Origin of the sequence: Bradyrhizobium sp. CCBAU 45389, from assembly GCF_028128625.1 — a bacterium.
GTDB lineage: Bacteria > Pseudomonadota > Alphaproteobacteria > Rhizobiales > Xanthobacteraceae > Bradyrhizobium > Bradyrhizobium liaoningense_B.
Map to the genome: position 1 here is coordinate 421,450 of NZ_LBIY01000002.1, position 16,349 is coordinate 437,798.

At 61.0% G+C, this 16,349-nt stretch carries 12 protein-coding genes; 6 read left to right on the forward strand and 6 right to left on the reverse strand.

All coding sequences use genetic code 11. From position 1 onward, the window contains the following. Positions 1–9: 9 nt before the first annotated feature. Both XH79_RS01915 and XH79_RS01920 read right to left on the reverse strand, forming a co-directional pair. Positions 10–1,014 carry an amino acid--[acyl-carrier-protein] ligase gene (locus tag XH79_RS01915; RefSeq protein ID WP_271580429.1) on the reverse strand — a complete coding sequence of 335 codons (1,005 nt, stop codon included), beginning with the start codon at positions 1,012–1,014 and terminating at the stop codon, positions 10–12. A 24-nt stretch (positions 1,015–1,038) separates the two neighbouring features. Then, entirely contained in the window at positions 1,039–2,265 is a 1,227-nt protein-coding gene (locus XH79_RS01920; protein ID WP_271580430.1) for an acyl-CoA dehydrogenase family protein, read from the reverse strand. Positions 2,266–2,507: 242 nt separating this feature from the next. Between XH79_RS01920 and XH79_RS01925 the strand changes: the two genes are divergently transcribed. Genes XH79_RS01925 through XH79_RS01940 form a run of 4 tightly spaced genes read left to right on the forward strand, consistent with a single transcriptional unit; the run spans position 2,508 to position 6,337 of the window. Continuing rightward, on the forward strand, positions 2,508–2,777 hold the full coding sequence (locus tag XH79_RS01925; protein WP_026311989.1) for a phosphopantetheine-binding protein: 270 nt from the start codon (positions 2,508–2,510) through the stop codon (positions 2,775–2,777). After that, entirely contained in the window at positions 2,774–4,684 is a 1,911-nt protein-coding gene (locus XH79_RS01930) for a long-chain-acyl-CoA synthetase (protein WP_271580431.1), read from the forward strand. Before XH79_RS01925 ends, XH79_RS01930 begins: the two co-directional genes overlap by 4 nt. 35 nt (positions 4,685–4,719) lie before the next feature. Further along, positions 4,720–4,965 (forward strand): acyl carrier protein, encoded by a 246-nt coding sequence (locus XH79_RS01935; protein ID WP_212338499.1) that lies wholly within the window; start codon positions 4,720–4,722, stop codon positions 4,963–4,965. Then, a complete protein-coding gene (locus XH79_RS01940; RefSeq protein ID WP_271580432.1) occupies positions 4,952–6,337 on the forward strand; it encodes a class I adenylate-forming enzyme family protein in 1,386 nt (461 codons plus the stop codon). Before XH79_RS01935 ends, XH79_RS01940 begins: the two co-directional genes overlap by 14 nt. A gap of 80 nt (positions 6,338–6,417) precedes the next feature. Here XH79_RS01940 and XH79_RS01945 read toward each other — a convergent pair whose 3' ends face one another. Together XH79_RS01945 and XH79_RS01950 are read right to left on the reverse strand one after the other, a co-directional pair. Next, complete coding sequence (locus XH79_RS01945; protein WP_212338496.1) at positions 6,418–6,672, reverse strand: hypothetical protein; 255 nt, start codon at positions 6,670–6,672, stop codon at positions 6,418–6,420. Between the two features lie 482 nt (positions 6,673–7,154). Further along, positions 7,155–7,799 carry a response regulator transcription factor gene (locus XH79_RS01950; protein ID WP_271580433.1) on the reverse strand — a complete coding sequence of 215 codons (645 nt, stop codon included), beginning with the start codon at positions 7,797–7,799 and terminating at the stop codon, positions 7,155–7,157. Positions 7,800–8,566: 767 nt separating this feature from the next. Here XH79_RS01950 and XH79_RS01955 point away from each other — a divergent pair. Both XH79_RS01955 and XH79_RS01960 read left to right on the forward strand, forming a co-directional pair. Next, positions 8,567–9,304, forward strand: a complete 738-nt coding sequence (locus XH79_RS01955; protein ID WP_271580434.1) for a LuxR C-terminal-related transcriptional regulator — start codon at positions 8,567–8,569, stop codon at positions 9,302–9,304. Between the two features lie 986 nt (positions 9,305–10,290). Further along, positions 10,291–11,319: a Wzz/FepE/Etk N-terminal domain-containing protein gene (locus tag XH79_RS01960; RefSeq protein ID WP_271580435.1), complete on the forward strand. Its 1,029-nt coding sequence runs from the start codon at positions 10,291–10,293 to the stop codon at positions 11,317–11,319. A 930-nt stretch (positions 11,320–12,249) separates the two neighbouring features. Here the strand turns inward: XH79_RS01960 and XH79_RS01965 are convergent. Both XH79_RS01965 and XH79_RS01970 read right to left on the reverse strand, forming a co-directional pair. Next, positions 12,250–13,677 (reverse strand): HlyD family type I secretion periplasmic adaptor subunit, encoded by a 1,428-nt coding sequence (locus XH79_RS01965; protein WP_271580436.1) that lies wholly within the window; start codon positions 13,675–13,677, stop codon positions 12,250–12,252. After that, positions 13,664–16,342, reverse strand: a complete 2,679-nt coding sequence (locus tag XH79_RS01970) for a type I secretion system permease/ATPase (RefSeq protein WP_212338485.1) — start codon at positions 16,340–16,342, stop codon at positions 13,664–13,666. The genes XH79_RS01965 and XH79_RS01970 overlap by 14 nt, the downstream gene beginning before the upstream one ends. Positions 16,343–16,349 lie beyond the last annotated feature (7 nt).

Consider the following 16,349-nt stretch of genomic DNA (forward strand, 5'->3'; position numbering starts at 1 on the left):
TGCCCCGGGCTAGCTCCCGACTTCCCTGGCGCATCGGACCTCCTCGCTTGCTGAAGGTGCTCGGCCATCGGTCGGCGCGAAGCCCAGCAGCTCGCGCACTGCGGTCGGCCACCAGTCGACGTCTTTGCCGTGGGTATGGAACATGGCGACGGCCAGACGATCCATTCCGAACGCCACGCAGGCCGTGTGGGCCGGCTTGGAGGCTGCATCGACGATGCCCCAGGTCGTGCCGAAATGATCCCGGTGGTAGTTGAAGCTCATGCAGGCGGTCGGTTGCTCCTCGGAGCGCAGCGGCACCAGCAGTTCGAACTTCAGCGAAAGCTGCTTCTGGCTTACCGCCATCATCTGGCCGACCCGGCCGAAGAACGGGTCGTTGGCATGGTCGACCCTGAAGGTCAGCCCGAGATCCCGAGCAAGATTCTGCGCACGTATGATCCAACGTTCCCGGAACGCCGAGACGTGATCCGCACTACCGATGCAGACGAATTCCCGCATTCGGAACGACTGCAGCCGGTCGAGATGGCGCGACGGTTCGCGGCGGAAACAGTCGGCGGCCACGTCGAAGGTCCAGCCGTCGGCCGGCACGGGCCCCCGGCTCGCCGCGATCGGATAGACCGGATAGCAGGCGGCCGGCGACAGAACGAGATCCGCGGGCGATAGCGACGTGGTCCAGTCGCCGCCGGCATCGAAGCGGCTGACCGCCGCGTCAATCTCACTTTCCATGCCGTGCAAGCCACAGACGCAGCCGAGCAGATTGGGAAAGCTCTTCAGGTAACCCGACCTCTCGAGCTGGGCGCGATTCATGACGGGTGGAAAACGCATCACCTCGGTGTTCGGGTCGCGATTCCGTGAGATCACCGCGGCAATCCGCTCCACGACGTCTTCGTAGAGCGCGGTACGGCCATAGACGCCGGGAGACCCCATCTCGTGGAACAGCGCATCGGCGAGATGGTCCAACGGATCGGCTTCAGGTTGAGTGGAGAGCGCCGGTGCTTCAACAATGGCGAACTTCATCAGGCCTTTCCTTTCAGAAGAAACTCAATCGCACAGAGAGTCTGGAACCGTGCTCATGAGCGTGGCGGGGCCAATATTGGCGAGGATGCGATCGTTGTTGATCATGATCGGAGCGGAAAGCACGTCCCGCAGGTGGCGGCCGATACTCACGTCGGTGTCGTTGCGGTAACCGGACAGGCCGCAGGTGCGCATCGCGTGCATGACGGTCGCAACCGCAAGCTCGGAGGCCTCCACCTTGAGGAGATTGATCGAGGACTGGAAGTCGACGGACGACAGCGCGCGCACGTCTTGTCCATGAGTTTCATAGAACTGCAGACTTGCCGCGATGCTGGCGCGCAATTTCGTCAGGGTCATCCTGGCGGCGGTGAAGTGCGCCGCGGCAGGAGGCATATTGCCGCCCGACCCGCGAGCGGCCTTGCGGACGAACAGCTGCGCCCGGTCCACCGCGGCTGCCGCGATTCCTGCCCAGACCGAAGACCAGCACAGATGCGCGACGGGCGTCATCGTCTGCGCATGGATCTTTTCGTATGCCACGGGGAATATCTGGTCTGAAGTCCCTCTGAAATTCAGCTTGAAGCCTGCGCTGCAGGTCCCGCGCATGCCGAGCGTCTCCCACCCCAGAGTGCGCTCCAGGGTATAGTCATCACGAGTGATGGCCAGCAGCACCTGATCAGATCCGGCAGCGGATTCGGAGCGGCGAGCGACGGTGATGATGCCGTCCGCCTCCGCGCCGTAGGAAATCACCGTCGCGTCGCGCAGCAGCGAAATCTCGGTGCCCGCGCGTTCCACCGCGGCCGAGCTGAAGCGAATGTTTCCGCCGTTCTGCCCTTCCGTGGTCGATGATGCCAGCAGCAGCTGCTCGGCAGCCACGCGTCGCATGAGATTTTCGTGCCACGAACTGTCCGCGCCGTGGCGAACCAGGCACGCGACCTTGGTCTGATGCATCGCGAAGATCATTCCGACCGAGGCGCAGGCGCGGCCGAGCGCGTAGCACATATCCGCGACCTCGGAGATGGCTGCGCTTTCCCCGCCGAACTCGATCGGAATCTGAACTCCCAGAAGTCTTTCCTTCCGCGCCGCGTCGATCGCCTTCCGCGGGAAGCGCGCCTCGCGATCGACCGCTTCTGCCTCCGCCGCGGCGACCTCCACGACATTTGCCGTTCGCTGTTGGAACGAGGGGTAGTCGGGAGAGAAAGTAATTCGACCAGTTTCGGTGGCGCTGTTGCGGAACTGAACTTCCTGCACAGTCATGGGCCAGAGCCTCCCGTTTCATGGTTGTCATGATTGAACGATGCAAGCCGGGTCGAGACGATTTCCGATCAAAAGCGACAAGTAGCCCACTTCCCTCACCGCGTCCTTGGCGCAGAAGTGGGTATCAGGACTCTTCCGCTCCCGGGCGAGGTACCTCCGAAGCAGAGCTGTTGGCCGAAGGTACAGTTGGGTATCGTCGCCTCCATGTGATCACGCCTGGCCACGGCAGGAGACCGGCTGAAATGCACGACTTTGCCGTCAACGTTCAGAACCGCGTCCTATCGGTCGTCAGGAGCGTCCTCCAGCAGAACGCAATTATCGCCGAGGTCCACCCGGAGTCGCGACTCGTGGACATTGGGCTGAGCTCGATGGGCATGGTCGAGTTGATGCTCAAGGTTGAAGCCGAGTTCGATCTCATCCTTCCCCAACTCGAGATCACACCCGAGAACTTCCAATCGGTGAAGGCGATGGAGCGGATGATCCTCAACCAGCTCGGATCCGGGTCGGGATGAAGCCAGTTGAACAAAGATTGCGCTTCGAGAACCAGGCAAGCCGCTTCGCCCGGGTGCGCGAGGATACCGATCCAGCCCGGCCGCATGATCAACTCGCAAACAAAGCCGTGATCGAGAGCGCGACCAGACGCGACGCTCCGCGGCGCTCCGCCGCCAAGACCTGGCTGCAAGCCATCGCACTGACCGCACGGCTCGAAGCCCAGCCGCATCGCTTGTTCGCCGACATCGTCGAGGACTGGGCACAACGGCAGCCCGGGCGTGCCGCCTTGCTCTCGGATGGCCAATCCTTCACCTACGGCGAGCTCACCAACCGGATCAACCGCTATGCGCGTTGGGCACGGCACCTTGGCCTTCATGCCGGTCGCACCGTCTGCCTGCTGGCACCGAACCGCCCGGACTACCTCGCCTGCTGGCTCGGTATCAGCAGCGTCGGCGGAACGGTGGCGCTGATCAACACCAGGCTGGTCGGCCGGTCGCTCGCCCATTGTATCGACGTCGCTGATGCCGATCACCTCATCCTCGCTGCCGATTGCGTGGACGCCTTCGAGGGCGCGCGTCCCCACCTGCACCGCGTGCCGCAATGCTGGAGCCTTGGCACAGGCGATCGACGCAACGATCTGGATGCGGCGCTCTCCGCCTTCGAACCACGACCGCTGTCCTCCGACGAACGCGGCGACGTCACGATCGATGGGCGCGCGCTCCTCATTTACACCTCGGGCACCACCGGCTTGCCGAAGGCGGCGAACGTCAGTCATCGTCGCGTTCTCGCCTGGGGTGGGTGGTTTGCCGGACTGACGGACGCGTCCACCGACGATCGTCTCTACGATTGCCTGCCGCTCCATCACTCCGTGGGTGGCGTCGCGGCTCCCTGCAGCATGCTCTGCGCGGGCGGTTCTGTCGCGATTGCGGAGAAATTTTCCGCCGGCGGCTTCTGGCGCGACATCGAGCGTTTCGACTGTACCGTCTTCCAGTACATTGGCGAGCTCTGCCGGTATTTGCTGAAGGCGCCAGTATCTGAACAAGAGACGCGGCACCGGCTGCGGCTGGCTGTCGGGAACGGGTTGCGCCGCGACATCTGGGAGATGTTCGCCAACCGGTTCGCGATTCCGCAGATCCTCGAATTCTATGCTGCAACCGAAGGCAATTTTTCGCTGTTCAACGTGGACGGAAAGCCGGGCGCGATCGGCCGGATACCGCCGGTTCTGGCGCATCGCTTTCCGACCTCGCTCGTCAAGGTCGACGCCGACAGCGGCGGCCCGATCCGTAACGAGGCGGGGCTATGCATCGCGTGCGCCCCCGGCGAGACCGGCGAGGCCGTCGGACGTATCGGCGAGGCCAATTCCGACGGCCGCCCTTTCGAGGGCTACACGGATCCCGCCGAGACCAAGAAGAAGGTCTTGCGCGACGTATTCGAAAGGGGGGATGCCTGGTTCCGCAGTGGAGATCTGATGATGCGCGACGCGCAGGGCTACCTCCACTTCATCGACCGCGTCGGCGATACCTTTCGCTGGAAGGGCGAGAACGTCGCGACCAGCGAAGTGAACGATGCAATAGCCGACTGCCCCGGCGTTCTCGACGCTTCGACCTATGGAGTTGCGGTGTCCGGGGCCGACGGCCGCGTCGGCATGGCGGCCCTGGTGGTGGACCAAAATTTCGACCTCGGAATGTTCAGCGAATACCTCTCGCATCGCTTGCCGCCTTACGCGATCCCGGCTTTCGTCAGGTTATGCCCCGCGCTGGATACGACCGACACTTTCAGGAAGAAGAAGCAGCGATTGATCTACGAGGGGTTCGATCCTTCGGTCGTGGGAGATCCGCTGTTCGTGCGCGATCCGGTGACCGGTCGCTATCGTTCGATCGACCGGGCCGTCTACGCGCGCATCGTCGAGGGCGAAATCAGGCTCTAACATTGGCTCCGAAGCCGAAATGTGAGGTGTGTACCATGTCGGTCAGAACGAAGATTTTCTCCGCGATGAAGCAGATCTCCGAAGAACAGCAAGTCACGCTTCCACCTCTTCAGGACGACCTGTCCCTGAACGAAACCGGCTTCGATTCGCTGGCCTTCGCTATCCTGGTTGCGCGGCTGGAGGACGAGCTCGGTATTGATCCCTTCACTATTGCCGAGGACGCAGCCTTCCCGTCTACCCTCGGTGAGTTTGTCAGAGCCTATGAGAATGTTCCCGCCTGACATCATCGCGCTGCGCCACTACCTCGGCCAGGGAGCGAAGGACCGCACCATTTCCGACGCCCGGCACAGTGTATCGCTGACCGACATGGTCGAGCACAGCTGCCTCGCCGGCGAATGCAACGAGTTGTCCGGCCGCTCGGTGCTGCTTGCGACATCGAGACAGCTGTTCTCCGCGCTTGCAATGATCGAGCTCGACGGCGTCGCACGCCGCATGCTTCTATGCCCGCCCGATCTCGATTGGGAGCGCCTGCAGGCTCTGGTCGAACAGGCCGGGATCGACACCATCGTCACCGATCGACCGCTATCCGGATCGCGTGCGGGAAAATGCACTATTATCGGCATCGACCTGCCCGATCGGACGGACACGAGACCGACGGTGGACCACGCAACCGAATGGTTGATGCTGACATCGGGGACGTCGGGGTTGCCGAAAATCGTCCGACACACACTCGACGGGCTCGCCGGCGCGATAATCGCCGAGGGGCCTGCGCGTCACAGTGACGCCACCTGGGCAACGTTCTACGATATCCGCCGCTATGGCGGCCTGCAAATCCTCCTGCGCGCCGTGATCGGCGGTGGATCGATGGTGCTATCCGAGCCCGGGGAAACCATCGCGGCCCATGTGGAGCGGCTGCGCGCGGGCGGCGTCAGCCACATCTCCGGCACGCCGTCGCACTGGCGCAAGCTCCTGATGAGCGGCGCGGCCGCCAATTTTTCGCCGCGCTATATCCGCTTGTCCGGCGAAATCGCCGACCAGGCCGTGCTCGACAGCCTGGCCCAGGCATATCCGCACGCGTCGATCGGTCATGCCTATGCCTCAACCGAAGCCGGAGTTGGGTTTAGCGTCGACGACGGGCGCGAGGGGTTTCCTGCCCACCTGATCGGACGAAATCGGGACGGGGTAGAGATGAAGGTCGTCGAGGGCTCGTTGCGGATCCGCTCCAAGCGTACTGCGCGCGCCTATGTCGGCGCCGATGCGCCGCCGCTCGCCGACGCGGAGGGCTTCGTCGATACTGGCGATATCGTCGAGTTGCGCGGCGAACGATACCATTTCGTCGGCCGGCGAGGCGGCATTATCAACATCGGCGGGTTGAAGGTGCATCCGGAAGAGGTGGAGGCTGTGATCAACCGTCACGCCTGTGTTCGAATGTCGCGGGCGCGATCGCGCAAGAGCCCGATCACGGGCGCCATCGTGGTTGCCGACGTCATCCTCGCGGGCGGCACCGATGAGAAGCGCCACGAGGCCATCCGCGCAGAGATACTCAGCCAATGCAAGGACGGCCTGGCAGCATGGAAGGTACCCGCGGTGATCCGTTTCGTCGAGCGACTCGAGGTCACGGCAGCGGGAAAACTGGCGCGCACCGATGCGTAACATCCTCGTCACCGGCGGCAGCCGCGGTATCGGCTTGGCCATTGTGCGCAGGCTCGCGCCGGCTTCACCCGCTCTTCAACTCAGCCAGCCCCCGTCAGATGCCCAAGCATCGTGTTGCAGGCCTTCTCGGCCTCCGCAAGAGATACAAACGCCGAACCACCGATCTTGATCGCGCCGTTCCCCCCATAGAGCGGCCGCCATGACGCCACATAGCCTGCGCGTCCATGAAAACCGGCGCCAGCCGGGCTCTCATACGTGATAACGAACGAAAAGCCGTCGCCAGTCGCGCTCCAGATTTCCATGTCGTCGACGGCACGGTGAAACTCGAGGGACATCTAGCTGCGCCCCATACTGGCCTTCATCTCAACCACAGAATTATCCGCCCTGCCGGAAAGGCCGAGAGGGAGAACGGCCCTGACCACTGGGGGGGCAGGAAGGAAAGGCCAGGGCCGCCGCTCCGCAGTTGCCGAGTTCCAATCGGCATATTTCTGCGATGCTATCTCGAGCCGTTCGCTATAGCCCGCGACGACGCTTTACCTGACAGCGGACCACTTCGATCGACCCAGAGCCGCAGATGATGAATCAATACCCCTCTCCCTCCTTGCATTGACTGCCATTCCGGATGAACTGACGGTCCTGACGGATTACCCCATTCAGCTTGCGATGGCGCAGCGGCCGCCGATGTCGGGGCCTGTCGTGTGCGCGACGCAGACTTTGCCGTCGGGCGCGATCGCGAGATTCTTTCGAGTCGGACCAGCCCATCCGTGCTCATTGCAGTGGGAGGCGCGACCGGGATTGGCGGACCGCGACGATTCTCCTAGTGCTCTCCACCTGACGCACGATCATCTTGCGCGATAGCTATTGCCGCGAGCTCTGTTCGATTGCTGATTTCAAGTTTTTGAAAAATGTTGTGAAGGTGCACTTTGATGGTGCCGACGGAAACGCCCAGCCGCCGCCCGATTTCCTTATTCGACAATCCTTCGGATACCAGACGCATGATCTGACGCTCGCGGTCCGTCAGATATGTCACAATCTTGTCCGAATTCGCGCCCTGCTCCTGCGATGCGATCGAACCGGATGACATCATCGGCAGTAGACATCGGCCATTGGCGATGTGCCGCAACGACTGCACCAGCGCTTCTGGCTCCGTATCCTTCAGGACGATGCTGCAGGCAAAGGGGGCATCCAAAAGCAATCCGCAATCTTCACTCGAGGCGAAAAACACCAAATGCGTCGAACGATTTTCTGAATTGACGGAGAGAACTATCAGCGCGGCGAGTTCGGGCATCGCGGGATCAACAATCGCGATGTCGGGCGCCAAGTTACGAATCGCCTGGATGCAGCTTGCAGTGTCGCTACAAGACGCAATGATGTTGAAGTCCGCCGCGGCACTGAGCACGTTACTCAGTCCCTGCAGGACGACCGGATGCCGGTCTGCAATGACTACGTTAGTACGTCGCATTGGGCGCTCCTCAGCCCGCGCCCCCCTAAACACATTAACGCCTGGAACGTGCTGCTATTTCCCCAGCGCAGGACGGACCTTTCGAAATTTCTCTAATACGATCGATGCCTATGTCGCAGTGCAATATTGGATTGGATTGACGCGCTGCTCTGCTCGCTCCCCGACGCTCACGCGGCGACTTGCGATTCCGGAGTCCGCAACACCCTGAGACTACACTACGGCCAGAGCACCGCGAAATTCGGCTGCATACCGGCGTTCGCGTGGAGGTAGATCCGGCGACCAAAAGCCCGCCCCTCCTCCACTTTGAATAAACATGATCATCAAGTTCACGCAGAGACTGCGCCAAAAACAGTATTGCGATTCGAACTGCGGCGCATGGACACCTATAGCAAAGGATATATATGGCTAACGTAAATTCGTGTTTAACATAATTTAAAGATTTAGCAACATGGAGGGATATAGCCTACGGACGTAGGCATTCGGAGTAACGAAAATTCACTAGCCCAAAGGTGTTCAGGCGGGGCGATGACCCTACTAGAAAGGCCCAATCGCCCATCGCGAGACTACATTGAGTTTGTTCCTGTTGTGTCAGTGCGTGGTTGGAGGATAAAATGAGGAGGCGTCAACTTTACGGCATGGCACTTCTCGGAAAGAACGTTTTAATCCGTGAAGGTATTGCCAGAATATTGCATACGGCACATTTTCGTATTGCCCTGTCTGCTTCGAGCCCTGAGGAGCTACCAAGTTCCCTTCAAGATGAGAAACTGATGTTTCTCATCATCCACACCGGCGATGATTTCGGCATCGAGATAGCGCAGATTGGATATTTGAAAGATCGCTATCCCGACGCGCCCATTGCAATCGTGTCCGACAATTATCGGCCGGTCGAACTGGCTTCTGCATTTCGTGCAGGCGCCAACGGCTACTTCGTCAACATCATTTCGTGCGACGCTTTCATCAAGTCCGTTGAGCTCGTCACGATGGGCGAGACCGTCTACCCACCGGCATTTCTGTCGTTCGCTCTAGACGGCAATCACGAACGCGAAACGACAACACTCAGCGAAAACGGGCACGCGATCCTCGTCACGTCGGACGACGCGATCTCGCCGCAGCTTTCGCCACGCGAAAAGGCAATTCTATCCTGCCTTATCGAGGGCGATTCCAACAAATGCATTGCCCGAAAGATCGACATCGCCGAAGCTACCGTGAAGGTCCACGTCAAGGCGATCTTGCGCAAGATCCGGGTCCAGAACCGGACGCAAGCGGCGATCTGGGGAATGAACCACGGATCGCTGGTACGCGCGGCAAATGGTCGGGCGCTCACAACCGTCGATCTGGGCAGAGGGATCGCGAAACCTCTCCAGGTGGTTTCCGAGATGGAGCCGATCACCGAGCCGGCTCCATTGTCTCCCCAGTCTAGTCACGTAGCGGTGCCCCCTATCGACGACCTACTCCGCAAGGGCGTGGACCGGGGGACGCGCGCCGCGGCAAGGCTCTACAAGTAGACGCAGGGACGGACGACTGAGTCGCGCGCACGATCCCATCGTGGAGCAAAGCTGCGACAATTTCGTCGACTTCCTCGACGCCCAGGCCGCGGGGAGAATGTTCGCTGCTGCTCTTGTGTGATTAGCACGCAAGATTGCGCAGACAGTCTCCTCTGGTTGACGGCGCGCAGTGCGCAGGCTGCGGGAGCCCAGTTTGTTTATCGCTCCCGCAGCGATTCCTGCTTGTACCTCGCCAGCCGCGAGAGACGATAACTGACGCGGTCTTGATCTCGACCATCGTCGCCGAGCCCGGACCGGGCTTCGGCGAGCTTGTCCTCCATCTGCATGTGCGTGCGGTCGAGTGAAATACGCGCTGCATATTCCAGCTCAAGACCTTCAGTTCACCGCTGCTTTGCGCCGCGCCCGACGCCCGGTCATTCGGCCCGCCTTCTTCCGCAAGATTTTGCTTCAGCCCTGCGGGGCGCTCGCGCTCCTGTTCAGGGATTTTTGCAGCTAATTCAGACCGCGCCGCTTTCGCTCATATGATTCCGCTGGGAAGCTTTCTGGCTTGCTTTCGCCGCCAGCGCGGCCGATTTGCAGCTCGAACCTTCGGCAGTGCCGTCGCTCCATCGTAGTTACCTAATTATCGCCAATTCCCATCCACTGAGCGGCAAGGTACTGATACCCGGAGATGAGCGACTGGGTAGTAGAGGCCATGGGTCATGCGTTCTTCACCAAATTGCCGGCCTCTACACAGTTTCCGGCACATTTAGTCGACGGCGGCAGGGCGGCCCCACCAAGCGTCGGTAGGGGCCGGCTAGTTGCCTCGTGCGACTTCATCTGCTGCATCTTCCGCCAACCGACGATCGCCCTATCGGCATATTCAGCTTGGTCATCGTCGCGAAGCCTCAACTATCAGCGCTGGTGCGAAAATGGTGCAGACCAATAGAACGGATAATTGGGTAAATCGGGACAGTATGCCGCCTGACTTTCGTCCGGCACCCACCATGTCCCTGGTAGAAGTGCTAGCCTTCATACGACGACATCTCTCGATCATATCGCTGGCAACTTTGGCAGCGCTTGGTATTGCCACAATTTACCTCATTGCCGCGGCACCCACGTATACGGCGAAGGCGGAACTCGTGGTGGACTCGAGAGCGGTCGACCCTACCTCGGTGTCAACGATCGTGGAAAGCCAGATCAAGATCATAACGTCTGAGAGCATCGCTAACGCTGTGATCGAAAAGCTCGGCCTTGCTCAAGATCCGGAATTTGAGGCCAGCCAAGCCAGCCCCCTGCACAGCATGACCAGATCGATATCCCGTCTGCTCGGCTGGAGTAAACCGGAAACGAAAGCCAATGCGGCGCGGTATATTGTGGAATCGTTCCAACGCAAGCTTTCAGCCAAGCGTCTCGGCGCTACGTATCTTGTCGAGATTACCTTCGACTCCAGAGATCCCGATCGAGCGGCGCAGATCCTAAACGCCGTCGCAGAAAAATATATTACCCGTCAAATGGACTATGCCGGCATACGAGATGATTCGTGGATCAAGGATCGATTGAACGAACTGAGCACTCAAGCATTAGCTGCCCAAAAAGCATTGGAGGATTTCAGTAGAAACGGGAAAGATACAGCGGATTCCGCTGCTACTATCGATAAACTGGCAGTCGCGGCTGAATCATCCAAAAGCGCCTATGATAACTTTCGCCACGTGCTGCGTAAGATGGAAGCCACGCGACAGCAATCCTTGCCGGTGTTTGAGGCGAGTCTCATCACTGGGGCGTCGCCTCCGTTGAGGGCCAGTTCGCCAAAAGCCAGAGTCGTGCTTGGAGCAGCGATTGTTGCGGGAGCGCTTCTTGGCATCGCTATCGGAATGCTGCGCGAACTGTCCGCAATTCTCGCCATCGGGCGGGAACCTCGTCTAAGCGCACAAGACGACTGGATCGAGCGACCTATTCCGGACGTGCTCCGATCAGATCATCAATCTGAAATATCGGCAAAGACAAGGCCAGCGCGCCTTACGGGTGCGGGTTGAAGGATACCTAACAATCGGCGTGCCACCGGCGGTCAGTTTGTGCTGGACACGAAGGCGATCGCGCGTACCACGGTGGTCGGTTTGAGTATCCAAGAGATGCTCATTGGAATCCGACAGCCCATGCCATGGTCGCGAAAGCGATGCTTTCCTCGAAACTCATTGGTCGGCTTCAATGCTCTCTGTACAATTCGTGCGAGGGTGAGCGCGGTAACGACCAGGCTTCTGCCGAGGGTCGTGTCCCCGGCGAAGCTGCTCGCGAGCCGCGCCCTAAATAGCGCCGCGGCGGGCGAGCGTCTTCGCAATCGATCATCGTTGGTTCGCCCAGTAAGACCGGTTGCGATGTCAATCTCATTCGAAGAGGGACCTGTGTCCTAAATCCGGGCGTAGCGCTATGTGAAAATGGCAAGACGCCTGTGCGCCATAGAAGGAGTTCTTCTTCCAAGATAGTTCTGGGGCTCAAGCCCCGGAAGCGTATGAGGTCAATTGTACCTCTAATAGCGGTGCAATAGCGGCCCTCACCAGAGGCCCGAGAAGGGCCGGTAGCAGAAGAATATTTTCTGGATAGGTATCACGTCCACGTTGCCGAGCAGTCATGATCGAATATCCTGCTGAACGGATCGACTACCGCGAGCAAAGATCGGGGCCGACAATTCTTTTCGTGCCCGGGCTCGCCGGACGACGTTTCGATTGAACGGGAGATCGACGTCATCGAAGCAGTCTTCCAGCGCACCAAGAGCCCTGTCCCTCGACCCGGCGGCGCGCTGGATGGAGGCGCACGGCGACCAAGCCTTTTTCGTCTACTCGACGAATTACCTGGTCGACATCGAGAACGTGCCAAGCGATCAGAAGGTGGATGAAGTATCTCCTCTTTGGAAGGGAATCGACATCGGCCAGTTGCGCGCAATGCTGCTCGATGAGGCTCCACTTCGTCTATCGCTCCCGCAGCGCCTCCTGCTTGTACCTCGCCAGCGGCGAGAGAAGGTAGCTGATGATGGTGCGCGCACCGGTCTTGATCTCGACCGTCACTGCCATGCCCGGGCCGAGCTTGACGAGCTTATCCTGCACCTGCATTTGCGTGCGGTCGAGCGAAATTCGCGCCGCATACTCCAGCTCCTGGCCTTTCGGTTCACTGCTGCCTTGCGCCGTGCCCAACGCGCGGTCGTTCGATCCGCCCTGTGGCCTGTCGCGCGTGATGGCATCCGTCGACACGCTGAGTACGCCCCCATGCAGGAGCCCATAGCGCGTGAAGTTGAACGTATCGACCTTGATCTCCGCCTTCTGTCCGGGATGGACGAAGCCGATGTCCCGGTTGGATAGCATCGCCTCGATCTCGAGCTGGCTCTCACTTGGAACCACGATGGCGAGCGCCTGCGCCGGCGTTACCACGCCTCCCACCGTATGCACCGCGAGTTGTTGCACGACGCCGTCGACCGGCGCTGTCAACTGCTGGAGTTTCGTGCGACGCTCCGCCTTGACCACTTCCTGCGCAGCGCTCGCCGCCTTCTGCTCGGCTTTGGCAAGTGCGTCAAAGGTCGCGCGCCGATACTCCGCGGCGATCCTGTCCTTCGTTTCCTTCAGCAAGGCGATGGCTGCGTCGGCTTCGTTCAGCCGGCTCTGCTGGAGGACGAGATCCTGCTGAAGGCCGACCAGCTCCTGATACTCGGACAGATAGATCACCTTCGAAGCCAGGGCCTTGTCGACGAGCCCCTTGCGAATATCGACCCGCTCCTGGAGCACGGGGATCGTCGCCTGCAGCTTCGCCACGCTCGCTGACGTGGTTGCCCGCTCGGCTTCCTTTTGGACCTGCTGGCGCGCGATCTCGGCGAGCTTGGCGTTTTGCTCGGCACGCTGGCTGATCAGAAACTGACGGTGCATCTCGATCTCCGCGGCACTTGCGTTCTGCGGTGGCCGGAAAGTTGCCAGCGGATCCTCGGTGAGCGCTGCGCGTAGCCGCGCGACGTCGAGCTCTGCCGCGAGGAGATCGCTCCTCTGCCGCTCCTGATCGGCTTCCGTCATCGTCGGGTCGAGCTCGATCAGGACGTCGCCGGCCTTGACGGTCTGTCCGTCGCGGACGTGGATGGCGCGGACAACGCCCGTCTCGAATGGCTGGATCAGCTTGGTGCGTCCGCCCGGCACGATCTTGCCCGTCGCGGTCGCGACGATGTCGACGCTGCCGAACGATGCCCACGCCAGCGCAATGCAGAACACCGCGATGATGCTCACCCCGATTGCGCGCCCGACCGGCGACGGCGGCGTTTCGGTGATCTCGAGTGCGGCCGGCAGGAACGCGATTTCTTGTTCGCGGCGGCGAGGCTCGCGTCTCGGAAACGGAACGATATTTCGACTAGCGGACGTCATGGATACCGGCCTGCAGATAGTGGAGGTTTGCGTAACGCCCGTTAGAGCGGATCAGTTCGTCGTGGCTGCCGTCCTCGACGATGCGGCCGTGCTCGAGCGTGATGATCCGGTTGGCATTGCGTACGGTCGAGAGTCGGTGCGCGATCACGAACACGGTCCGCCCAGCGGAGATCCGTCTCATGTTCTGCTGGATGGCGCGCTCGCTTTCATAGTCGAGTGCGCTGGTCGCCTCATCGAGAATGAGGATGCGCGGGTCGGTGATGAGCGCGCGGGCGATCGCGACGCGCTGGCGTTGCCCGCCGGAGAGACTACTGCCACGTTCGCCGACGATGGTATCGTAGCCCTCCGGCAGTTCCAGGATGAAGTCGTGAGCGCCGGCGAGCGACGCCGCCTCGATGACGCGCTCCATGGGCATGGCCGGGTCGGCGAGCGCGATGTTCTCACGGATCGAGCGGTTGAAGAGCACGTTCTCCTGCAACACCACGCCGATCTGGCGTCGAAGCCAGGCCAGGTCGACCATCGCGAGGTCGACGCCGTCGACCAGCACGCGACCGCTCTCCGGTACATAGAGGCGCTGGATCAGCTTGGTAATCGTGCTCTTACCCGAGCCCGAAGAGCCCACGATGCCGATCACCTGCCCCGGCTCGACGTCGAAGGACACGTTGTGCAGCACTTCGGGGCCGTCGGCTCGGTAGCGGAAGGTCGCGTGCTCGAACGTGACCTTGCCGCGGATCGGTGGCAAGGCGGCGCGGGCCGGACTGAAGCTTGGCTCGGGAATGGTGTTGAGGATGTCGCCGAGACGATCGATCGACAGACGAGCCTGATGGAAGTCCTGCCACATCTGCGCGAGCCGAAGCACCGGCATGCTCACCCTACCCGCCAGCATATTGAACGCGACGAGCTCGCCAACGGATAGGTCTCCGCCGATCACGAACTTGGCGCCGAAGTAGAGCGTTGCGGCTGTGACCAGTTTGTTGATCATCTGGACCGCCTGGCTCGCGGTATTGTTCAGGCTGAGTACGCGGAAGCTCGCACCCACATAGCCGGCGAGCTGCTCCTCCCAGCGGCGCTGCATTTGCGGCTCGACCGCCATCGCTTTCAGGGTCTCGACGCCCGTGACGCTCTCGACCAGGAAGGCCTGGTTCTCCGAGCCACGATTGAACTTCTCGTCGAGGCGCCGGCGGAACAGCGGCGCGGCGCCGGCGGAAATACCGATGTAGAGCGGGAACGATGCCAGAACGATCAACGTCAGCGCTGTCGAATAGTAGAACATTACCGCAAGGAAGACGGCCGTGAACAACAGATCGACGACAAGCGTGAGCGCCGAGCTCGTCAGGAACTGACGGATGTTCTCCAGCTCTCGAACGCGTGCGACCGAATCGCCGACGCGGCGCGTCTGGAAATATGCGATCGGCAATGCCATCAGGTGACGAAACAGCCGCGCGCCGAGTTCGACGTCGATGCGGTTCGTCGTATGCGCGAACAGATAGACGCGCAGCGTGCCGAGAACGGTTTCGAACACGGTCAGCGCGACGAGGCCCGCAACGAGGACGTCGAGCGTGCTCAGGCTTCGATGCACGAGCACCTTGTCGATGACAACCTGGAAGAACAGCGGAGAGACAAGGGCGAAGACCTGGAGGAAGAACGACGCGGCCAGCACTTCCGCGAGCAAGCGCCGATACTTGTGGACCGCGCCAACGAACCAGCCGATATCAAAACGCCTGGACAGATCCGTCAGAGCCGCGCGCCGGGTCATCAGGATGATGTCACCGCTCCAGATGGCCTCGAGCTCGGCCTGAGTGATGGCTTCGGGGCGGGGAGACAATGGGCGCTGAACAAGAAGCTTGTCGTCGACGACCTTGCCCAGGATCAGAAAGCCGCCGTCGCGAAGCACGGCAATGGCCGGCAGCGGCGTGACCGCAAGCCTGCTCCAGCTCGATCTCTGGGACCGGGCCTTGAGCCCAAATTCCTTGGCACAGCGGAGGATTTCGGTCAGACCGATCCGCGCAGTGCCCATGCGATGCCGAATTTGCTCCGGATCGGCCGCAATGCCATGGCAACGCAGCAATATCGCGACCGCAAGGAGCCCTGACTCGTCGCCGCTCTCAAGACCTGCCTCCTGGACAGGCATATCGGATCGATCGGGCGCGCGCATGAAAACGCCCCGTGCGCGCGTCAAGAGATTGTCAGCGTGCATCACGGCATCGCGGGCGCGCCGCGCCAGATCCCGCCCCAGATGACTTATGCCAGCGAGTGAATGAAGCAACCGGTGCACGCGAGTCTGTGAGCCGGCCAGGATCAAACGGCCGTCCCAGACTTCTTCGAACTCGGCACGCGTCATCTTGTTCGGACGCGACGCAGTCGGGTGCAGCACAATTGCCGTCTCGTCATCAACCTTGCCGAGAAGCAGGAATCCGCCATCACGCAGCGAGGCGATTCCGGGCAGCGTAGTGCTCGCCAGTCGCTTCCAACGCGTCGTGCTCGAACGGACTTTGACCCCGAATTCATGGGCACAGCGAAGCATTGCGCTGATGCCGATATCGTTGCTCCCGCAACGGTCGCGGAGCTGGTCGGGCTCGGCGTTCACGCCATGAAGGCGCAGGAACAGAGCCAGGGCTCGAAGCCCGAGGTCTGCGGCATGGGCATTTCCATTCTGGATCGCCATTTTAACT